This is a genomic window from Streptomyces sp. NPDC091412 (genome assembly GCF_044756885.1).
Taxonomy (GTDB): domain Bacteria; phylum Actinomycetota; class Actinomycetes; order Streptomycetales; family Streptomycetaceae; genus Streptomyces.
Map to the genome: position 1 here is coordinate 158,602 of NZ_JBIVTV010000006.1, position 21,188 is coordinate 179,789.

At 68.3% G+C, this 21,188-nt stretch carries 18 protein-coding genes; 9 read left to right on the forward strand and 9 right to left on the reverse strand.

Annotated elements, in window-relative coordinates; translation table 11 throughout:
* Positions 1-111 precede the first annotated feature (111 nt).
* Complete coding sequence (locus tag ACIQMV_RS17775) at positions 112-1,584, forward strand: CCA tRNA nucleotidyltransferase (RefSeq protein ID WP_402593690.1); 1,473 nt, start codon at positions 112-114, stop codon at positions 1,582-1,584.
* A gap of 107 nt (positions 1,585-1,691) precedes the next feature.
* Here the strand turns inward: ACIQMV_RS17775 and ACIQMV_RS17780 are convergent, their stop codons facing one another.
* The 4 genes from ACIQMV_RS17780 to ACIQMV_RS17795 all read right to left on the reverse strand — a co-directional run bounded on the left by ACIQMV_RS17780 (position 1,692) and on the right by ACIQMV_RS17795 (position 5,498).
* Entirely contained in the window at positions 1,692-2,225 is a 534-nt protein-coding gene (locus tag ACIQMV_RS17780) for a hypothetical protein (protein WP_402593692.1), read from the reverse strand.
* Positions 2,226-2,324: 99 nt separating this feature from the next.
* The gene (locus tag ACIQMV_RS17785) at positions 2,325-3,587 is read right to left on the reverse strand and encodes an MFS transporter (protein ID WP_402593693.1); all 1,263 of its coding nucleotides are present in this window, start codon (positions 3,585-3,587) and stop codon (positions 2,325-2,327) included.
* A gap of 100 nt (positions 3,588-3,687) precedes the next feature.
* A complete protein-coding gene (locus ACIQMV_RS17790) occupies positions 3,688-4,770 on the reverse strand; it encodes an inositol-3-phosphate synthase (RefSeq protein ID WP_141359872.1) in 1,083 nt (360 codons plus the stop codon).
* Positions 4,771-4,814: 44 nt separating this feature from the next.
* On the reverse strand, positions 4,815-5,498 hold the full coding sequence (locus ACIQMV_RS17795) for a PadR family transcriptional regulator (RefSeq protein ID WP_402593695.1): 684 nt from the start codon (positions 5,496-5,498) through the stop codon (positions 4,815-4,817).
* A 399-nt stretch (positions 5,499-5,897) separates the two neighbouring features.
* On the opposite strand from ACIQMV_RS17795, the gene ACIQMV_RS17800 reads away from it, so the two are divergent.
* On the forward strand, positions 5,898-8,606 hold the full coding sequence (locus ACIQMV_RS17800; protein WP_402593697.1) for a transglycosylase domain-containing protein: 2,709 nt from the start codon (positions 5,898-5,900) through the stop codon (positions 8,604-8,606).
* A 108-nt stretch (positions 8,607-8,714) separates the two neighbouring features.
* A complete protein-coding gene (locus tag ACIQMV_RS17805; RefSeq protein ID WP_402593699.1) occupies positions 8,715-10,223 on the forward strand; it encodes a glycosyltransferase family 87 protein in 1,509 nt (502 codons plus the stop codon).
* Positions 10,224-10,314: 91 nt separating this feature from the next.
* On the opposite strand, the gene ACIQMV_RS17810 is transcribed toward ACIQMV_RS17805, so the two are convergent.
* From ACIQMV_RS17810 to ACIQMV_RS17820, 3 genes are all read right to left on the reverse strand, one after another.
* On the reverse strand, positions 10,315-11,346 hold the full coding sequence (locus ACIQMV_RS17810) for an alanine racemase (protein ID WP_402593701.1): 1,032 nt from the start codon (positions 11,344-11,346) through the stop codon (positions 10,315-10,317).
* A gap of 83 nt (positions 11,347-11,429) precedes the next feature.
* Positions 11,430-12,551, reverse strand: coding sequence for a peptidoglycan bridge formation glycyltransferase FemX (gene femX, locus ACIQMV_RS17815; protein ID WP_141359876.1), 1,122 nt, complete (start codon positions 12,549-12,551; stop codon positions 11,430-11,432).
* Positions 12,552-12,764: 213 nt separating this feature from the next.
* The gene (locus ACIQMV_RS17820; protein ID WP_402593703.1) at positions 12,765-13,088 is read right to left on the reverse strand and encodes a hypothetical protein; all 324 of its coding nucleotides are present in this window, start codon (positions 13,086-13,088) and stop codon (positions 12,765-12,767) included.
* Between the two features lie 283 nt (positions 13,089-13,371).
* Between ACIQMV_RS17820 and rpsF the strand changes: the two genes are divergently transcribed.
* The 4 genes from rpsF to rplI all read left to right on the forward strand — a co-directional run bounded on the left by rpsF (position 13,372) and on the right by rplI (position 15,052).
* A complete protein-coding gene (rpsF, locus tag ACIQMV_RS17825; protein WP_019324683.1) occupies positions 13,372-13,662 on the forward strand; it encodes a 30S ribosomal protein S6 in 291 nt (96 codons plus the stop codon).
* A 70-nt stretch (positions 13,663-13,732) separates the two neighbouring features.
* Complete coding sequence (locus ACIQMV_RS17830) at positions 13,733-14,308, forward strand: single-stranded DNA-binding protein (RefSeq protein ID WP_141359878.1); 576 nt, start codon at positions 13,733-13,735, stop codon at positions 14,306-14,308.
* 42 nt (positions 14,309-14,350) lie between these two features.
* On the forward strand, positions 14,351-14,587 hold the full coding sequence (gene rpsR, locus ACIQMV_RS17835) for a 30S ribosomal protein S18 (protein WP_003949403.1): 237 nt from the start codon (positions 14,351-14,353) through the stop codon (positions 14,585-14,587).
* Positions 14,588-14,605: 18 nt separating this feature from the next.
* Positions 14,606-15,052 (forward strand): 50S ribosomal protein L9, encoded by a 447-nt coding sequence (rplI, locus tag ACIQMV_RS17840; protein ID WP_225076426.1) that lies wholly within the window; start codon positions 14,606-14,608, stop codon positions 15,050-15,052.
* Positions 15,053-15,370: 318 nt separating this feature from the next.
* Here the strand turns inward: rplI and ACIQMV_RS17845 are convergent, their stop codons facing one another.
* Entirely contained in the window at positions 15,371-16,708 is a 1,338-nt protein-coding gene (locus tag ACIQMV_RS17845) for an MATE family efflux transporter (protein WP_402593706.1), read from the reverse strand.
* A gap of 460 nt (positions 16,709-17,168) precedes the next feature.
* On the opposite strand from ACIQMV_RS17845, the gene dnaB reads away from it, so the two are divergent.
* Positions 17,169-18,647 carry a replicative DNA helicase gene (gene dnaB, locus ACIQMV_RS17850; protein WP_141359881.1) on the forward strand — a complete coding sequence of 493 codons (1,479 nt, stop codon included), beginning with the start codon at positions 17,169-17,171 and terminating at the stop codon, positions 18,645-18,647.
* A gap of 107 nt (positions 18,648-18,754) precedes the next feature.
* Here dnaB and ACIQMV_RS17855 read toward each other — a convergent pair whose 3' ends face one another.
* The gene (locus tag ACIQMV_RS17855) at positions 18,755-19,321 is read right to left on the reverse strand and encodes a dihydrofolate reductase family protein (protein ID WP_402593708.1); all 567 of its coding nucleotides are present in this window, start codon (positions 19,319-19,321) and stop codon (positions 18,755-18,757) included.
* A gap of 359 nt (positions 19,322-19,680) precedes the next feature.
* Here ACIQMV_RS17855 and ACIQMV_RS17860 point away from each other — a divergent pair, with 359 nt between their 5' ends.
* Positions 19,681-21,066 (forward strand): serine hydrolase domain-containing protein, encoded by a 1,386-nt coding sequence (locus ACIQMV_RS17860; protein WP_402593710.1) that lies wholly within the window; start codon positions 19,681-19,683, stop codon positions 21,064-21,066.
* Positions 21,067-21,188 lie beyond the last annotated feature (122 nt).

The following is a 21,188-nucleotide window of genomic DNA, read 5'->3' on the forward strand; positions in this document are numbered from 1 at the left end:
AAGAGGTCTGCCGCGGTACCTCCGGTGGTGTCGTCCCGACGGACCGGCCGAGCCCGGTGCCCGAACAATGACGGCGCGGTCGAGCGCCCGGGCCACGTACCCTTTTCTGTTGTGCCGAACGCCAACGAAGACACTTCCCCCGCCCTGAACCAGGTGCAGCAGCGCGCGGTGAGCGAGCTGCTGCTGGTGGCCCCCGTCGCCGACGAGCTCGCACGCCGTTTCCAGGAGGCCGGGTTCTCTCTCGCCCTGGTCGGAGGCTCGGTCCGGGACGCACTGCTCGGCCGGCTCGGCAACGACCTGGACTTCACGACCGACGCCCGCCCCGAGGACGTACTGAAGATCGTGCGGCCATGGGCGGACGCCGTCTGGGAGGTCGGGATCGCCTTCGGCACGGTCGGGGCGCAGAAGCAGGCCCGCGTCGGGGACGTCGACCGGTGCTTCCAGATCGAGGTGACCACCTACCGGTCCGAGGCCTACGACCGCTCCTCGCGCAAGCCTGAGGTGTCGTACGGCGACTCCATCGAGGAGGACCTCGTCCGCCGTGACTTCACGGTCAACGCCATGGCCGTGGCGCTGCCGGAGAAGACGTTCATCGACCCGCACGGCGGGATCGGCGACCTCGAGGCGCGTGTGCTGCGCACCCCGGGCACACCCGAGGAGTCCTTCTCCGACGACCCGCTGCGCATGATGCGGGCCGCGCGCTTCGCCGCCCAGCTCGACTTCGACGTCGCCCCCGAGATCGTCACGGCGATCAAGGACATGGCGGGGCGCATCGAGATCGTCTCGGCCGAGCGGGTCCGGGACGAGCTGAACAAGCTGATCCTGTCGGCCCACCCGCGCAAGGGCCTGACCCTGCTCGTCGACACCGGTCTCGCCGGCCATGTCCTGCCCGAGCTGCCCGCCCTGCGCCTGGAGAGCGACGAGCACCACCGGCACAAGGATGTCTACGACCACACGCTGATCGTGCTGGAGCAGGCAATGGCGTTGGAGGAGGAACCCGACCTGGCCCTCCGCCTTGCGGCCCTCCTGCACGACATCGGCAAGCCGCGCACGCGCCGCTTCGAGAAGGACGGCAGGGTCTCCTTCCACCACCACGAGGTGGTCGGCGCGAAGATGACCAAGAAGCGCATGACTGCGCTGAAGTACTCCAACGAGCTGGTGAAGGACGTTTCGCGGCTGGTCGAACTCCACCTGCGCTTCCATGGCTACGGCACCGGTGAGTGGACGGACTCGGCTGTCCGCCGCTACGCCCGCGACGCCGGTCCGCTGCTCGACCGCCTTCACAAGCTGACCCGCTCGGACTGCACCACCCGCAACAAGCGCAAGGCGGCCGCGCTGTCCCGGGCGTACGACGGTCTGGAGGAGCGCATCGCCCAGCTTCAGAAGCGGGAAGGGCTCGACGCGATCCGTCCGGACCTCGACGGCAACCAGATCATGGAGATCCTGGGCGTCAAGCCCGGCCCGGCCGTCGGCAAGGCGTACAAGTACCTGCTGGAGCTCCGCCTTGAGAACGGCCCGATGGAGCACGATGCGGCAGTGGCGGCCCTCAAGGAGTGGTGGGTCGAGCAGGAGGAGCAGGGCTGAGGTCGCGTGAAGAGGGCCTGTGTTTCACGTGAAACACAGGCCCGAGAAACGCCGAGGGGCGATGTTTCACGTGAAACATCGCCCCTCAGTCATGGGTCATGCGGGTGTTACTGCGTCTCCTTCAGGCACAGCACCACGTCGTGCCCGCCTCCGGACTGGATGTAGGAGATGGTCCACCCCTTGACGCCTTCGCACTTGTCCTCGTCGGAGGAGCCGTCGAACTTCTGGACCACCTTGAACTCGGCCTCACTGGACGAGCAACCGACCTCCTTGAGGTCGGGGTTGGATTCCGTTCCCTTGTTGTGCAGACAAGCACCCACCGAGGTCGTCTCGGCGTCGTTCTGGCTGAACCACCAGCCAATGCCGAACTTGACGAGGAGGATGGCGATGGCGAAGACGACCGCACCGATGATGCCCAGCGCCTTCTTGGCCCCGGACTTCGGCGGGACGGGCGGCGGGACCGGTGCACCCTGCTGCTGCGGGAAGGGGGCGTACGGAGCCTGCGGCGGGTAGGGCTGCTGCGGGGATCCGGGCTGACCGGCCTGCTGCCCCGTGGGAGCGTTGGGCGCCTGGGCGTACGGGTTCTGGCCCTGGGGCGGCGGCGGAGTGGTCACTTGGGGGTCCCCCTGGAACTTGGGCATGATGGCAGGAACATGCTGTCGAAATAAGACGCACGTAAGTTACAGGCCATGTCTGACACTGCTGTAATCCAGTGGGACTCTGTGGCGTTGATGTGACACTTATCGGCCTGCAAAGCGGGTCATAGCGGCCGCAACCGCGCCGTAGATCACGGCGATCATGACGACGAGCAGGGCCGACCGGCCGTCCGGTGGCAGCATCAGCGCGGCGACCCCCGCAGCGCCGACGAACGCCATGTTGAACAGCACGTCGTACACGGAAAAGATCCGGCCGCGGAAGCCGTCGTCGACCGCGGACTGCACCATCGTGTCCGTGGAGATCTTCGCGCCCTGGGTGGTCAGCCCCAGCACGAACGCCGCGACGAGCAGGGGGCCGGTGGCGAACGGCAGGCCCAGGGCGGGCTCGAGAACCGCCGCGGAGCCGGCGCACACGGCGATCCAGCGGGCCGGTCCGAGCCGGCCGGCCGCCCACGGTGTCATCACGGCCGCCGCGAAGAACCCGGCGCCGGAGAGGGCCAGCGCCAGCCCGAGCAGACGCAGCCCCTCCCGTGTGTTCGAGGTCAGGCCGTAGCGGCACAGCATCAGCACCATGACGGTCAGTGCCCCGTAGCAGAAACGCATCAACGTCATCGAGGCCAGTGCCCAGGCGGCCTGACGCCGGGAGGGCGCGGCGAGGTGCCGTACAGCCGCCGCCAGATCGCGTGCGGTGACGGTCAGTGCCGTGCCCAGCCGTGTCCGCTCCGGCCCCCGGTCGGGCCCGAGCAGATCCGGTGCCATGAGCAGTGAGGTCAGGGCCGCGCACAGATACAGGGCGGCCCCCAGCAGCACCACGGCCGCGTCGGAGTCCGCTCCCGCCAGCCGTACGACGAAGGCGAGACCGCCACCCGCGAACGCGGCCAGGGAGCCGGCGGTCGGCGACAGGGAGTTGGCCATCACCAGCCGCTCGGCGTCGACGACGCGCGGCAGCGCGGCCGACAGGCCGGCGAGGACGAAGCGGTTGACGGCGGTGACGCACAGCGCGGAGACGTAGAACAGCCAGTCCGGCACGGCGGCGACCATCAGCACGGCCGTGGCGGTCGCCATCACGGCACGCGCCAGGTTGCCGTAGAGGAAGACCTGGCGGCGGCGCCAGCGGTCCAGCAGGACGCCCGCGAAGGGGCCCACCAGGGAGTACGGCAGGAGCAGGACCGCCATCGCGGAGGCGATCGCGGCGGGCGAGGTCTGTTTCTCCGGGGAGAAGACGACGTAGGTGGCGAGCGCGACCTGGTAGACGCCGTCGGCGCTCTGGGAGAGCACCCGCACGGCGAGCAGGCGTCTGAAGTTCCTCAAGCGCAGCAGGACACGCAGGTCACGGACGACGGCCATGGGGCACAGCCTCACATGTGGGAGGGCCCCCGGGTGCACGCACGGCGTACACGGACGGGGGCCCAACAGCCCTGGCAGGAGCGGTTTTGCGAAGCGCTCTCTAGCGCTCGACCTCGCCGCGGATGAACTTCTCCACGTTCTCGCGGGCCTCGTCGTCGAAGTACTGCACCGGCGGGGACTTCATGAAGTACGAGGACGCCGACAGGATCGGACCACCGATGCCCCGGTCCTTGGCGATCTTCGCGGCGCGCAGGGCGTCGATGATGACACCGGCGGAGTTCGGGGAGTCCCAGACCTCGAGCTTGTACTCCAGGCTCAGCGGGACGTCGCCGAAGGCGCGGCCCTCGAGGCGGACGTAGGCCCACTTGCGGTCGTCGAGCCAGGCCACGTAGTCGGACGGGCCGATGTGGACGTTCTTCTCGCCGAGGTCCCGGTCGGGGATCTGGGAGGTGACGGCCTGCGTCTTGGAGATCTTCTTGGACTCCAGGCGGTCGCGCTCCAGCATGTTCTTGAAGTCCATGTTGCCGCCGACGTTCAGCTGCATGGTGCGGTCCAGGATGACACCGCGGTCCTCGAACAGCTTCGCCATGACGCGGTGCGTGATGGTCGCGCCGACCTGCGACTTGATGTCGTCGCCGACGATCGGGACGCCCGCCTCGGTGAACTTGTCCGCCCACTCCTTGGTGCCGGCGATGAAGACCGGGAGCGCGTTGACGAAGGCGACCTTGGCCTCGATGGCGCACTGGGCGTAGAACTTCGCCGCGTCCTCGGAGCCCACGGGCAGGTAGCAGACCAGGACGTCGATCTGCTTGTCCTTGAGGATCTGGACGATGTCGACCGGGGCCTCGGCGGACTCCTCGATGGTCTCCCGGTAGTACTTGCCGAGACCGTCGAGGGTGTGGCCGCGCTGAACCGTCACACCGGTGCTGGGCACGTCGCAGATCTTGATGGTGTTGTTCTCGGAGGCGCCGATGGCGTCCGCGAGGTCCAGGCCGACCTTCTTCGCGTCGACGTCGAAGGCGGCGACGAACTCGACGTCACGCACGTGGTAGTCGCCGAACTGCACGTGCATGAGGCCCGGGACCTTCGACGCCGGGTCGGCGTCCTTGTAGTACTCGACGCCCTGCACCAGCGACGCGGCGCAGTTGCCCACGCCGACGATGGCTACGCGAACCGAACCCATTCCGGTTGCTCCCTGTGTGTAATCGGTGAAGCCCCGACGGGACCTCACGTGGCGGTGTCGTCGGGCGTATCCGGCCGGGGAGACTCCCCGGACCGGGGCAGGCCGCCCGTCGTTCCAGTGGTGGTGTCCAGCGACGCGGGTCCCCCGGAGGCGGAACCCTTGAGGTCCCGCCCGGCCCGCTCGCTCTCGATGAGCTCGTTCAGCCAGCGCACTTCGCGCTCCACGGACTCCATTCCGTGGCGCTGGAGCTCGAGTGTGTAGTCGTCGAGGCGCTCCCGGGTGCGTGCCAGAGAGGTGCGCATCTTCTCCAGACGCTCCTCCAGCCGGCTGCGGCGGCCCTCCAGCACGCGCATGCGTACGTCACGCGACGTCTGCCCGAAGAAGGCAAAGCGCGCGGCGAAGTGCTCGTCCTCGTACGTGTCGGGGCCCGTCTGCGAGAGCAGCTCCTCGAAGTGCTCCTTACCTTCGGCCGTCAACCGGTAGACGATTTTGGCGCGGCGCCCTGCGAGCCCGGCGGAGACGGCGTCCTCAGGAGCGTTCCCCGGCTCCTCGATCAACCAGCCGTTGGCGACCAGCGTCTTGAGGCAGGGATAGAGCGTCCCGTAGCTGAACGCACGGAACACACCCAGTGACGTATTGAGTCGTTTGCGCAGCTCGTAGCCGTGCATTGGAGATTCGCGGAGCAGGCCGAGAACGGCGAACTCGAGGATGCCGGAACGCCGGCTCATCGTCGCCTCCTCTCTCCCGCGATCCGGCGGCGGCGGAGGCCGCTCCGGGTGCCTTGGCGGTGCTTATCTCGGACTGATGTATCGACTCGATACATCACGACGATAGATCCCAGCCCTGGATGCGACAAGAGGGGGCAGAGTGAACGGGATCACATCGCAGGCCGGTCGGAGGCAAGTTGCCTGATTTGGGGTGAACTTCGAGGCTCAGCGGGTTTGGCCAGTGCGTAGTCTGTGCGCCATGCACACCGCCGGGAACCAAGTGACGCCCGGGGGACGTCCCCGTCCCCGGTGCGGTACGGGTGAATACACGACCGACCACATCCGTACTTCGGGGGGACCGGAAACCAGCCGCCGTTTCCAGGCGCGCAAGGGTGCGCCTGCCCGAGGAGTAATCGTTCGATGAGCGAGCACCGTCGCAAACCGCCGCAGCCGCAGGGAGGCGGACGTGCCGCGGCCCGACGTGGCCAGTCCGGCTCGTCCTCCGGCCGCCGCGCGGCACCGCGAGGCGCCAGCGGATCTCCTGCCGATTCCTATGGATCCGGTTCCCACGGGCCGGGCCCGGGGTCGGATTCGTATGGCGCGGGAGGTGAGGAGCGCCCGTACGAGGGTCGTGCCGCCGCTCGGCGGGCGGCACAGAGAGGTGGCGGCCGCCGTGGCCGCCCCGGCGGACCCGATGGCCCGAACGGGCCCGGGCGCGGCCGTGGCCGGGCGGCGCCGCCCGCCAAGAACCGGATCGTCGACTACCCGCGCGCGGGCAAGGACGGATGGTACCGCTGGGTGCCGTCCTGGAAGCTCGTGACGGGGCTGTTCATCGGCTTCCTCGGGAGCATGGTGGCGGTCGCCGGTATCGGATACGCCATGGTGGGCGTGCCCGATGTCGCCGCGACCGCGACCGCGCAGAACAACGTCTACCTCTGGTCCGACAAGACGCCGATGGTCTCGACGGGTGGCGAGACGAACCGGCAGATCGTCAACCTGTCGCAGATCCCCGAGGCGATGCAGTGGGCGGTCATCTCCCAGGAGAACAAGACCTTCTACTCCGACAGCGGCGTCGACCCCAAGGGCATCGCCCGCGCGTTCTTCAACATGGCCACCGGTGGCCAGACCCAGGGTGGTTCCACCATCACCCAGCAGTACGTGAAGAACGCGAGGCTGGACGACCAGTCGCAGACGATCTCCCGTAAGTTCAAGGAGATCTTCATCTCGGTCAAGGTGGGCACCACCGTCGACAAGAAGGAGATCCTCGCGGGCTACCTGAACTCGGCCTACTACGGCCGGGGTGCCTACGGGATCCAGGCGGCCGCGCGTGCCTACTTCAACAAGGACTCCATCGACCTGAACCCGGGCGAGTGCGCCTTCCTGTCCGCGATGCTCAAGGGCGCGACGTACTACGACCCGGCGGGCCAGACCTCCATCGACCCCACCGGGGCCACCGCGGAGCAGAACACACAGCGGGCCCTGACGCAGATGCAGGACACGCTCGACAAGATGGTTCAGGGCAACCATCTGAGTGCCACCGAGCGGGCCAAATACACCAAGCTTCCCGACTGGAAGTACCCGCGGTCGAACACCCAGCTGAGCGGTCAGATCGGCTACCTCGTGGACCTGGCCAACAGCTATCTGATCACCCACAGCGACGACACCGGCCTCACCGCTGACAAGCTGCGGCTGGGCGGCTACACGATCTGGACGACCTTCGACAAGAAGAAGGTCGCGAAGCTGGAGAAGGCGGTCAAGAAGGTCCAGAAGGCCAACATCAACCCCAAGCTGCGCCCGAAGACGGACACGCACGTCCAGTTCGGCGGGGCCTCGGTGGACTCGAAGACGGGTGCCATCGTGGCGATCTACGGCGGTGAGGACGCGACCAGGCACTTCACCAACAACGCCGACGCGACCGGCGCCCAGGTCGGCTCGACCTTCAAGCCGTTCGTACTGGCCGCGGCCATGCGGGACGGAGTCCGCGACCCCAGCGGGGGCAAATCGCAGCCACAGGACGAACGCACCCAGGTGTCGCCCAAGAGCCGGTTCAGCGGTAAGAACAAGCTCAAGATCAAGAATTACGACGGGACCGTCTGGAGGGATGAGAAGGACGGGGAGTGGCTGCAGACCAACGACGGTAACGAGTCGCGCGGAAAGCCCCCGAGCTACCTGATCGACCTGCGCGAGGCGATGCAGTGGTCGGTGAACTCCGCCTTCGTGCAACTCGGTATGGACGTCGGCCTGGACAAGGTCAAGCAGGCCGCCCTCGACGCCGGTCTGAAGGAGAACAGCCTGACCGGCACAAGCTTCCCGTCCTTCTCCATCGGCATCTCCGACCCCAGCGCCATCCGCATGGCGGGCGCCTATGCCACCTTCGCCAAGAGTGGTGAGCAGAACGACCCGTTCTCCGTCCTGGAGGTCAACAGCAAGGACGGGCAGGTCTACAAGCACGAGGGCAAGCCCAAGGAGGCCTTCTCGCCGGCCGTCGCCGACAACGTCACGGACATCCTCAAGACCGTGGTCGAGAAGGGTACGGGCTCCAACGCCCAGCTGCCCGGGCGTGAGGTGGCCGGCAAGACCGGTACCACGGACGGGAACAAGTCCGCCTGGTTCGTCGGCTACACCCCGCAGCTCTCCACCGCGATCGGCATGTTCCGGCTGGACGACAACGAGAAGAACAAGTCGCGCAAGTTCGAGGAGATGTACGGCACGGGTGGCCAGGACAAGATCCATGGCGCCTCGTTCCCGTCCGAGATCTGGCACGACTACATGCTGGAGGCACTCCAGGGCGTGCCGGCCGAGAAGTTCCCGAAGCCCGAGCCCATCGGCGAGATCGTCAACCCGGTGCCCAGCCCCACGCCGACGCCCTCGCCCACTCCGACCGAGGAGGCCAGCCCGACGCCGTCTCCCACGCCCAGCGAGGTCGAGCCCAGCCCGACCCCCTCGCCGACCCCGTCGCGTTGCGGCTTCTTCGGCTGCGACAGCAACGGCGGTAATACGGGCGACGGCGGTACGGACGGAGGCAGCAGCCCATCGCCGTCACCGACCGATTCAGGCAGTGGCAATGGCAACGGAGGCGGCAACAGAGGCAACGGCAACGGAGGCTTCTTCGGAGGCACGACCAACTAGCCGCCTGACCGCCTCACGAGGGTGTTTCACGTGAAACGAGGGCCGCCGCACCTGCCGGGTGCGGCGGCCCTCGGCTTTCTCCCGGATGTGTACGGCAGGATGTGCCCCATGCCCAGTGCTGAATCGACGCAAGCGAGCGTGCACGAGCCGGACCCGGTGCGGCCCACCAAGGAGGACGAGGTCGCGGCGGCCGGCAGTGAGCTGATCGGCGGCGCCGTCGGGCGGCGTGCCCTGCTCGGGAGGTCCTGGTGGACCCCCGTACGGGTCGTCGCGCTCGTCGCGATCGGCATGTTCGCCCTCGGTCTGGTCCAGAAGGTCCCCTGCTACCACGGTGCCTGGTTCTTCGGTGCGAGTTCGCAGTACACGAAGGCCTGCTACTCGGACATTCCGCACCTCTACCAGGGGCGCGGCTTCGCCGAGGGCCTCGTGCCCTACTTCGACAAGCTCCCCGGCGACATGCCGTACCTGGAGTACCCCGTACTGACCGGGGTGTTCATGGAGGTGGCCTCCTGGCTGACCCCGCACAGCGGCAGCATCCAGCATCAGGAACAGTGGTACTGGATGGTCAACGCCGGGATGCTGATGGTGTGCGCGGCCGTCATCGCCGTCTGCGTGGCCCGCACACACGCCCGGCGACCGTGGGACGGTCTGCTGGTCGCCCTCGCGCCGGCCTTCGCGTTGACCGCCACCATCAACTGGGACCTGCTGGCGGTCGCCCTGACGGCCGCCGCGATGCTGATGTGGTCCCGCGGGCGCTCGGTCGCCTTCGGCGTCCTGCTGGGCCTCGCCACGGCCGCCAAGCTGTATCCCGTCTTCCTGCTCGGCCCGCTGTTCGTATTGTGCTGGCGGGCGGGCAAGTGGCGGGACTTCGGCAAGGCCCTGGCGGGCGCCGTCGTCGCCTGGCTGGTGGTGAACCTGCCGGTGATGGCCTTCGCCTCGGAGGGCTGGTGGCAGTTCTACAGGTTCAGCCATGACCGGGGCGTCGACTTCGGCTCCTTCTGGCTCATCTGGGCCCAGAACTCGAGCAGCCCGCCGAGCACCGACTTCGTCAACACCACGGCCACGCTGCTCGTGGTGCTGTGCGCCCTCGGTATCGCGGCGCTGACGCTGTACGCCCCGCGCCGTCCGCGCTTCGCCCAGCTCGCCTTTCTGATCGTGGCGGCCTTCATCGTCACCAACAAGGTCTACTCGCCGCAGTACGTCCTGTGGCTGGTCCCGCTGGCCGCGCTGGCCCGCCCCAAGTGGCGGGACTTCCTGATCTGGCAGGCCTGCGAGGTGGCGTACTTCTTCGGCATCTGGATGTACCTGGCGTACACGACCAGTGGAGACGCCCACAAGGGTCTGCCGACCGATGGCTACCACTGGGCGATCGCCGTGCACCTGCTGGGCACGCTGTACCTGTGCGCGGTCGTCGTGCGCGACATCCTCATGCCGGAGCGGGACGTGGTGCGCCGCGCCGGCGACGACGACCCCTCGGGCGGTGTCCTCGACGGTGCCGAGGACGTCTTCGTCCTCGGCACCCGGGCCCGTCCGCAGCACCGGGAGGCGGACCTCGGCGGGCCGCAGGTGGAGTGGGGCGGACAGGGCACGTCGGCACCCCAGAGCGGTTCGCTCTGAGCGAACAGGGATTCAGGAGGTCATACGAAAGGCCGTACCCGGCACCGCCGGGTACGGCCTTTCGTGCGAGAACGGGTGCTCGGGGGACCGCTCAGTGGTCCATGAGCCGGTCGAACTGCGTGGTGGTGTGGCGCAGATGGGCCACCAACTCGTCACCGACCTGGGGCTCTTGTGCGTCCGAGGGAACGAACAGGATCGACACCTGCATGTGCGGCGGCTCCGCGAACCAGCGCTGCTTGCCGCTCCAGACGAACGGGGAGAGGTTGCGGTTCACCGTGGCCAGGCCGGCGCGGGCGACGCCCTTGGCGCGCGGCATGACGCCGTGCAGCGCCTTGGGGGCCTCCAGGCCCACTCCGTGCGACGTACCGCCCGCCACGACCACCAGGAAGCCGTCCGAGGCCGCCTTCTGCTGGCGGTAGCCGAAACGGTCGCCCTTGGTGACCCGTGTGACGTCCAGGACCGCGCCGCGGTACTCGGTGGCCTCGTGGTCCCCCAGCCAGAGCCGCGTGCCGATACGGGCGCGGAACTGTGTCTGCGGGAACTGCTGCTGCAACCGTGCGAGTTCCTGCGCCTTGAGGTGGCTGACGAACATCGTGTGCAGCGGCAGGCGGGCCGCGCGCAGCCGGTCCATCCAGCCGATGACCTCTTCCACGGCGTCCGAACCGTCCGTGCGGTCCAGCGGCAGATGGATGGCGAAGCCCTCCAGCCGGACGTTCTCGATGGCGGCGTGCAGCTGCGGCAGGTCCTGCTCGCTGATGCCGTGCCGCTTCATCGAGGACATCACCTCGATGACGACGCGGGCCCCGACGAGGCCGTACACCCCGTCGACCGATGACACCGAGCGGATCACACGGTCGGGCAGCGGCACCGGCTCCTCGCCGCGGCGGTAGGGCGTCAGCACCAGCAGGTCACCGCTGAAGAAGTCCTTGATGCGGGCGGCCTCGTACGTCGTGCCGACGGCGAGGATGTCGGAGCCCAGCCGGGTGGCCTCCTCGGCCAGCCGCTCGTGCCCGAATCCGTAGCCGTTGCCCTTGCAGACCGGGACCAGCCCGGGGAACTGCTCCTGCACGTGCTTGTGGTGCGCCCGCCAGCGCGCGGTGTCGACGTAGAGCGTGAGCGCCATGGCCGGACCTGGAACCTTTCTCGGGGGTGCGGTGTATCAGAAGTATGGAAGGTGTCGACGGGGTCGAAGCGAAGAGCGTCAGGTCAGCGGCGCGACATGTAGATGTCGAGCGCCTTGTGGAGCAGCTTGTTCAGCGGGAAGTCCCACTCCCCGAGGTACTCGGCGGCCTGGCCGCCGGTGCCGACCTTGAACTGGATCAGTCCGAAGAGGTGGTCGGTCTCGTCCAGCGAGTCGGAGATGCCGCGCAGGTCGTAGACGGTGGCGCCGAGCGCGTAGGCGTCGCGCAGCATCCGCCACTGCATCGCGTTCGAGGGCCGGACCTCGCGGCCGATGTTGTCGGAGGCACCGTAGGAGTACCAGACGTGCCCGCCCACGATCAGCATCGTCGCCGCTGCCAGGTTCACGCCGTTGTGCCGGGCGAAGTACAGCCGCATGCGGTTGGGGTCCTCGGTGTTGAGGGCCGTCCACATGCGCTGGAAGTACGACAGCGGGCGGGGCCGGAAGTGGTCGCGCACCGCGGTGATCTCGTACAGCCGCTGCCATTCCTCGAGGTCCTGGTAGCCGCCCTGGACGACCTCGACCCCGGCCTTCTCCGCCTTCTTGATGTTGCGGCGCCACAGCTGGTTGAAGTTCTTGTGCACCTCTTCCAGGGACCGGTTGGCGAGCGGCACCTGAAAGATGTAACGGGGCTGCACGTCGCCGAAGCCGGCGCCGCCGTCCTCGCCCTGCTGCCAGCCCATGCGGCGCAGCTTGTCGGCGACCTCGAAGGCGCGGGGCTCGATGAAGTCGGCCTCCAGGTCGCGCAGGCGCTTGACGTCCGAGTCCTGGATGCCCTTCTTGATGGTCTCGGAGTTCCAGCGGCGGATGATCACCGGCGGGCCCATCTTCACCGAGAAGGCGCCCTGTTGCTTCAGATGCGCCAGCATCGGCTGGATCCAGTCGTCGAGATTCGGCGCGAACCAGTTGATGACCGGGCCCTCGGGCAGGTAGGCGAGATACCGTTTGATCTTGGGCAGTTGGCGGTACAGGACGAGGCCCGCGCCGACCAGTTCGCCGGTGCGGTCGTCGAACCAGCCCAGGTTTTCCGAGCGCCACTCCGCCTTGACCTCTGACCAGGCCGGGACCTGCATGTGACTCGCCGCGGGCAGGTTCTGGATGTAGGCCAGATGCTGCTCTCGACTGATGGTCCTCAGGGTCAGGCTCATTCGGGGCGCTCCTCGGGCTGGCGTGTCCCCATGGGTACAGGGGCTCCGGCTCTCGCGCCGAAGCCTACTGCGCCCTGGGAGCGCGCAGACTGGCCGCACGCAACCTTCGCCCCGGCCTGTTCACCGCCGTGGCGCCGGGCGTGCGGTCATACGGGCGGCGTCCGCGGTGTCCGGCGGACGCCGTCCACAAGGAGCGGCCGGGCGTGCCCGTTGTCAGCTGAACAGGCCGCCGAAGAGGCCGCCGTGCGCCAGGCCGAGATAGAAGCCGACCGCGGAGGCGCCGAGGCCGAGGATCAGCCCGAAGCGCTCGCGCGTCGTCACGGAGATCCACTGTCCGTACGCCCCCGTGAGGATCCCCACCAGCCCGGCCCAGGAGCTCAGCAGGTGCAGGCCGTGGAAGAGGAGCCCGGTGATGAACGCCAGCACGCCCAGCACCAGGGTCACCACGAGCAGGGTGTCCTGGACCGGGTGGGACTTGCCGTCGGTGGCGAAGAGGCCACCACCCGCGGCGGTGTTCGGTCGCATCGTCTGTGCCATGGGGCACCTCCAGCGAAAAGCGGCGCATCTTAGCGCCGTGCACACCCGAGGTGTCCAGGTTGACGGGTCCGGAGCCCCGATTTCAACCGGAAGCGGGTGTGCGGGTAGTCTGTACGTTCTGCACGGTGTCTGCCCAGGCTGAGCCACGGCCAACCTGGAGAGTCCGTCAGCGGCCCTCGTTGTCAGTGGCGGCTGATGTACTGCAAGCACTGTTGCGTACGCATAACAACCCTCCTGCCACGGAACGACCGTGGCCGTTGAGTCCAGAGGAGGTGGGTTCCACATGCGTCACTACGAGGTGATGGTCATCCTCGACCCCGATCTCGAGGAGCGTTCTGTCTCCCCGCTGATCGAGAACTTCCTTTCTGTCGTCCGTGACGGCGGCGGAAAGGTCGAGAAGGTCGACACCTGGGGCCGTCGTCGTCTCTCGTACGAGATCAAGAAGAAGCCCGAGGGCATCTACTCGGTCATCGACCTGCAGGCCGAGCCTGCGGTCGTCAAGGAGCTCGACCGCCAGATGAACCTGAACGAGTCGGTCCTCCGGACCAAGGTCCTCCGCCCCGAGACCCACTGAGCCCTTCGCTCAGCTGATCTCGGGATTCGAGTAGCAAGCAGCCAGAGCAAACCCGCCGAGAGGTTCCCCCATGGCAGGCGAGACCGTCATCACGGTCGTCGGCAATCTTGTCGACGACCCCGAGCTGCGCTTCACCCCGTCCGGTGCGGCGGTCGCGAAGTTCCGCGTCGCGTCCACTCCCCGCACCTTCGACCGCCAGACGAACGAGTGGAAGGACGGCGAGAGCCTCTTCCTCACCTGCTCGGTCTGGCGTCAGGCGGCGGAGAACGTCGCCGAGTCGCTCCAGCGAGGCATGCGCGTCATCGTGCAGGGCCGGCTGAAGCAGCGGTCCTACGAGGACCGTGAGGGCGTCAAGCGCACGGTCTACGAGCTGGACGTCGACGAAGTCGGTGCCAGCCTGCGCAACGCCACGGCCAAGGTCACCAAGACCTCGGGCCGCGGTGGTCAGGGTGGTTACAGCGGCGGCGGTGGCGGCCAGGGTGGCGGCGGCTGGGGCGGTGGCCCCGGCGGCGGCCAGCAGGGCGGCGGTGCTCCCGCCGACGACCCGTGGGCGACCGGTGCTCCCGCCGGTGGCAACCAGGGTGGCGGCGGCTGGGGCGGCGGCTCCGGCGGCGGTGGCGGCTACTCGGACGAGCCCCCCTTCTAGGCGGGCCGTACCCACACTTCTTGATCACACAGGAGAAACACCATGGCGAAGCCGCCTGTGCGCAAGCCTAAGAAGAAGGTCTGCGCTTTCTGCAAGGACAAGGTCACGTACGTGGACTACAAGGACACGAACATGCTGCGGAAGTTCATTTCCGACCGCGGCAAGATCCGTGCCCGTCGCGTGACCGGCAACTGCACGCAGCACCAGCGTGACGTCGCCACGGCTGTCAAGAACAGCCGTGAGATGGCGCTGCTGCCCTACACCTCCACCGCGCGCTAAGGGAAGGGTGAGCCACACATGAAGATCATCCTCACCCACGAGGTCTCCGGTCTCGGTGCCGCGGGCGACGTCGTGGACGTCAAGGACGGCTACGCTCGCAACTACCTGATCCCGCGGAAGTTCGCGATCCGCTGGACCAAGGGCGGCGAGAAGGACGTCGAGCAGATCCGTCGTGCTCGCAAGATCCACGAGATCCAGACCATCGAGCAGGCCAACCAGATCAAGGCCCAGCTCGAGGGCGTGAAGGTCCGCCTGGCCGTCCGCTCCGGCGACTCCGGCCGTCTGTTCGGTTCCGTCACCCCGGCCGACGTCGCCTCGGCGATCAAGGCTGCCGGCGGTCCCGAGGTCGACAAGCGTCGCATCGAGCTGGGCGCGCCGATCAAGACCCTGGGCGGTCACGAGACGTCCGTGCGTCTGCACCCCGAGGTTGCCGCCAAGGTCAGCATCGAGGTCGTCGCCGCGTAAGGCACTCTGCTCGGCTTGAGTAGTCGGGAAGGGGCCGCATCCGTCGAGGATGCGGCCCCTTCCGCGTGACTGGTGCTGTGACCGGAAAGGTTCACCGGCTCGCGACGCCCGGCACGGCACCTCGCCGCGTTGTCGCATCACCCGAGTACATCCCGTACGCGGGCAATGCTCCGCCCTGCGAGGCACCGCATCGGACGCCGCGAGCTTCCCGGCAAACCTTCCCGGCCACAGCACTAGGGTCATGGCGCCGAGGGCAGGGGCGCGGGAAACGGCGTTTCATGTGAAACGTGGCAGCCCGCGGTGTTTCACGTGAAACGGTCAGCGTGTCGCTCCCGTGACGATCCAGCGGCCCGAGCGGGAACGCAGCCACAGCGTCAGCATCCGCACGGTCATCATCAACGTCATGGCCGCCCAGAGCGCGGTGAGCCCGCCGCCCAGAAGGGGAACGAGCAACGCCACAGGCGTGAAGACCGCCAAGGTCACCAGCATGGCGCCGGCGAGATACGGTCCGTCCCCCGCGCCCATCAGCACACCATCCAGGACGAAGACCACGCCGCAGATCGGCTGGGAGAACGCCACCAGGAGCAGTGCGGCCAGTGCCGTGTCCTTGACGAGGGCGTCACTGGTGAACAGCGACAGGAAGAGCGGTCGGCTCAGGATCACCAGGAGCCCGAGGGCGAATCCGACGGCTATCCCCCACTGCACCATGCGTCGACAGGCCTCGCGAGCGCCCTCCGGATCGTCGGCGCCGAGATAGCGGCCGATGATGGCCTGTCCGGCGATCGCGATGGCGTCGAGGGCGAACGCGAGCAGGCTCCACAGGGACAGGACGATCTGGTGGGCGGCGATGTCCGCGTCACCGAGGCGGGCCGCCACGGCCGTGGCGATCAGCAGGATCGCCCGCAGGGAGAGCGTACGGACGAGCAGCGGAGCGCCCGCCTGTGCGGATGCCCTGATGCCGGCCCGATCAGGCCGCAGGGAGGCGTGGTGCCGGCGGGCCCCACGGACGACCACACAGAGGTAGACCGCCGCCATGCCGCACTGGGCGATGACGGTGCCCCAGGCCGAGCCCGCGATGCCGAGTCCGGCGCCATAGACGAGCCCGACATTGAGGGCGGCGTTGGCGACGAACCCGGCGACGGCGACATACAGCGGCGTCCGGGTGTCCTGGAGCCCGCGAAGGACTCCGGTCGCGGCCAGCACGACCAGCATGGCCGGAATGCCGAGTGAGGAGATGCGCAGATAGGTCGTCGCATACGGTGCCGCCGTGTGCGATGCACCGAAAAGGTCCACCAAGGCGGGTGCGGTGGGCAGGACGACCGCGATGACGGCGGCCCCGAGCAGCAGTGCCAGCCAGATGCCGTCCATGCCCTGGCGGATGGCTGACCGGATATCGCCCGCGCCGACGCGGCGGGCGACGGCCGCCGTGGTGGCGTAGGCGAGGAAGACGAAGATGCTGACGGCGGTGGTCAGAAGGGCCGAGGCGATACCGAGTCCGGCGAGCTGCGCCGTGCCGAGATGGCCGACGATCGCGCTGTCGGCCATCACGAACAGGGGCTCGGCGACGAGTGCGCCGAAGGCCGGTACGGCCAGCGCGACGATCTCTCGGTCGTGCCGGCGCCGGGTGGCCGGGCGGCGTGCGGGGGCCTGTGTCATGAGCATCAATGTAATCGTCCACAGGTAAGAGATGCAAAGCCTTTGCAGTCCTTACTTTAGGTTTGGCGGCGTTCGCTTGTGCGTACCGTTCGAGGCGATCTTGGTCCGACTGGGAAAGTTTTTCTTCTGCACAGCCGGTGGACGGGAAAGTAGCAGGTCAGCGGGGTCCTGTGGGTGGCGCCGAGGGCTTTTTCACAGGGCTGTCCACCGGCTCGTGCACAGGTTTCGCCGAGTTCTCCACAGCATCGGGGCGCTCGTCCACATGGCCTGTGGATAACCAGATTGGCTGACGCTGTTCTGGGCCCTACCGTGGTCCGGCGCCCGCTCCGTCCGCCGGCTTCCAAAGCGTCATAAACCTGACGCGCCTGAAGCGGAGTTGGGCCTCTCATTTTGTCAGTGCCGTCCCGTACAACAGAGGGGCACGGCGAGGTCCGCTCGGCGGACGGGAGGAGGCTGCTCGGTGAGCATTTCCGAGCCCCTGGACGACCCGTGGGCCGACAGCGGTCCAGGTGATCGTCTGCCCGCCTCCCGCCGCCGGCCCGACGGGGAGCGTGGCCGGGACGAGCAGCACGATCGCGGCCGGGAAAACCGCGCGTGGGACGACGGGGGCTCCGCCTTCGAACGCGTTCCCCCACAGGACCTCGACGCCGAACAGTCGGTCCTCGGCGGCATGCTCCTGTCGAAGGACGCCATCGCCGACGTGGTGGAGATCCTCAAGGGCCATGACTTCTACAAGCCGGCCCACGAGACGATCTACACGGCGATCCTCGACGTCTATGCCAAGGGCGAGCCGGCCGACCCCATCACCATCGCCGCCGAGCTGACCAGGCGCGGCGAGATCAACAAGGTCGGCGGCGCCTCGTATCTGCACACGCTCGTGCAGACCGTGCCGACGGCGGCCAACGCCGCGTACTACGCCGAGATCGTCCATGAGCGGGCGATCCTGCGCCGCCTGGTCGAGGCGGGTACACGCATCACCCAGATGGGATACGCGGCCGACGACGACGTCGACGAGATCGTCAACCGAGCCCAGGCCGAGGTCTACGCGGTCACCGAGCAGCGGACCAGCGAGGACTACCTGCCGCTGGGCGACATCATGGAGGGCGCGCTCGACGAGATCGAGGCGATCGGCTCGCGCAGCGGGGAGATGACCGGTGTGCCCACCGGGTTCACCGACTTCGACTCCCTGACGAACGGTCTGCATCCGGGTCAGATGATCGTCATCGCCGCGCGCCCCGCGATGGGCAAGTCGACGCTCGCGCTGGACTTCGCGCGGGCGGCGTCGATCAAGAACAACCTGCCCAGCGTCATCTTCTCGCTGGAGATGGGGCGCAACGAGATCGCGATGCGTCTGCTGTCCGCCGAGGCCCGGGTCGCCCTGCACCACATGCGTTCGGGCACGATGACCGACGAGGACTGGACGCGGCTGGCCCGCCGGATGCCGGACGTCTCGGCCGCCCCGCTCTACATCGACGACTCCCCGAACCTGTCGATGATGGAGATCCGTGCCAAGTGCCGGCGCCTGAAGCAGCGCAACGACCTCAAGCTGGTCGTGATCGACTATCTCCAGCTGATGCAGTCCGGCGGTTCCAAGCGTGCCGAGAGCCGGCAGCAGGAGGTCTCGGACATGTCCCGAAACCTCAAGCTGCTGGCCAAGGAGCTGGAGATCCCGGTCATCGCCCTCTCCCAGCTCAACCGTGGCCCCGAGCAGCGCACCGACAAGAAACCGATGGTCTCCGACCTGCGTGAGTCGGGATCCATCGAGCAGGACGCCGACATGGTCATCCTGCTGCACCGCGAGGACGCCTACGAGAAGGAGTCGCCGCGCGCCGGCGAGGCCGACCTGATCGTCGCCAAGCACCGAAACGGTCCGACCGCGACGATCACGGTCGCCTTCCAGGGCCACTACTCGCGGTTCGTGGACATGGCACAGACCTGATCCGGCGACCGTGTAGGGTCTCGCGGCTGATGTCGTGATCTCACGGGCCGTGTCGTACCGATGTCGTATACGACATCACCGTGAGACCAGCGCGTGGGTGCTGCTGCTCAGCGCCTCGTCTCGTACCTGGTCAGGACCACGCCGCCGGAAAGCGTCCGCGTCTCCACCAGGTTCAGGTTCACCCAGCTGTCCAGCGCGGTGAAGAAGGGCGTGCCGCCGCCCACCAGGACCGGATGGGCGGCGATCACGTACTCGTCGATCAGCCCGGCGCGCATGGCCGCCCCGGCGAGCGTTGCGCCGCCGATGTTCATTGGGCCGCCGTCCTCGGCCTTGAGCCGGGTGATCTCGGCGATCGCGTCGCCGGTGACCAGGCGGGTGTTCCAGTCGACCTTGTCGATCGTCGAGGAGAACACCACCTTCGGCGTGTCCCGCCAGTTCCGCGCGAACTCGATCTCCGCCGGGGTGGCGTTGGGCTGCTGGTCGCCGGTCGGCCAGTAGGAGCTCATCGACTCCCACAGCTTGCGCCCGTACAGCGACAGGCCACTTGCCTGCTCGTGGTCGAGCCACCACTGGAACAGCTCGCGGCTCGGCGGTCCGCTCCAGCCGATGTCGTCGCCGGCCGCGGCGATGTAGCCGTCCAGAGTCAGGTTCATGGCGTAGATCAGTTTCCGCATGGCCCAGCCTTCCGTCCGTGGGTGTCCGGCGTATAGACCAGCGCGGCGCGGGAAACTCATCGGTGCGCGATCTGGGCTCGCCGGTAGTCCTCGTGCTCGGGGCTCAGCGTGGTGTACTCGGCCGACACGGGCAAGCCGCCTGATCTCGACCTCGTCCTCGCGGGGAAATGCCACGGATTTGAGACTGATCACGGGTGACAAGGCCGTGAGACAGCCAAGAACGACCAGGTCACGCAAGATCGACATGTCACGAGCGGCGAGACCCCACAGGCGAGCGCGGACCGCCCCAGCACGGTTCTCCGCGGCCGTTCGGAGAAATCTGCTCGACGTGTGCCGGACGCTGCGGGTGGACTGGGGGCATGACGACATCTCAGGATGACCTGCTTCCCGGTACCCGCCGGGCGCTGCTGCACCGGATCGCCGTGGCCCAGACGGAGGGGCGGGCGCCGTCGCTCGTCGCGGCGGTCGTGCGGGACGGGCGGACGGTCTGGCACGGTGCGCGGACGTCGGTGGACGGACACGCACCGGACCAGAACACGCAGTACCGCATCGGCTCGATCACCAAGACCTTCACCGCCGTGCTCGTTCTGCGGCTGCGCGACGAGGGCCTGCTCGACCTCGGGGACCCGCTGGAGAAGCATCTGCCGGGCACCGGCGTGGGGGAGGCGACCGTAGCCGATCTGCTGGCGCACACGGGCGGGCTGGCCGCCGAGTCGCCGGCGCCCTGGTGGGAGAGATCGCCGGGGTCGCTGCGTCCCGAACTGGCCGATGTACTGGGCGAGGAACCGCTGCGGCATCCGGTCGGCCGGCGGTTCCACTACTCGAATCCCGGCTACACCCTGCTGGGTGCGCTCGTCGCGGAGTTGCGGGGCGCTCCCTGGGAGGAGGTTCTGCGGCGGGAAGTGCTCGAACCCCTGGGTCTGCACCGCACGAATGCCCGCCCCGAGGCGCCGCACGCGGGGGGCTGGGCGGTGCATCCCTGGGCCGATGCGCTGCTGCCCGAGCCTGCCGAGGACCTCGGGCGGATGGCTCCGGCCGGGCAACTGTGGTCCACGACAGGTGATGTGGCCCGCTTCGCCGCCTTCCTGGTCCAGGGGGACGACGGGGTGCTGAGCGCCGAGTCGCTGCGGGAGATGAGGACTCCGGCGGCTCCGCCCGAGGCGGCGGATGTGGCGTCCGGGTACGCGTACGGCCTGGGGCTCGAGGTGCGGCGGTGGGGTGAGCGCCTCCTCGTCGGGCACAGCGGGTCGCTTCCGGGCTTCCTGGCCTCGCTCACCATCGGTGTGGAGGACGACGTGGCAGCGGTGGTGCTGGCGAACTGCACGTCCGGGCCGGCGGTCACCGCGGTGGGGGCCGACCTCGTGCGGATCGTCGCCGACGCCGAGCCGCGGATCCCGGAGCCCTGGCGGCCGTTGCGGAAGGTCGAGCCGTCGGTGCTGGAGCTGGTGGGGCAGTGGTACTGGGGGACCTACGGGTTCGGCCTGCGGCTGACGGCCGACGGACTCGCCTCGTTGGAGCCGCTGTCCGGCAATGGCCGGCGTTCGCGGTTCCGGTCGAACGGTGACGGGACCTGGACGGGACTGGAGGGCTACTACGCCGGAGAGGTGCTGCGGGTGGTGCGACGGCCGGACGGGGCCGTGGACCATCTGGACCTCGGGTCGTTCGTGTTCACGCGTCAGCCGTACGACGTGGACGCTTCCGTGCCCGGCGGCGTGGACCCGGAGGGGTGGCGCGGCATCGGATAGCGCCCTGGATGCCCTGAGGGGTGGGGGGGTGACGGGTAAACCCCCCCCCCCCGCGGGTTGGCGGGGCGGACACGGGGATCGTGTATCCCACGTGCGAGGCTTCGCAACCCACCCGCCCGGAG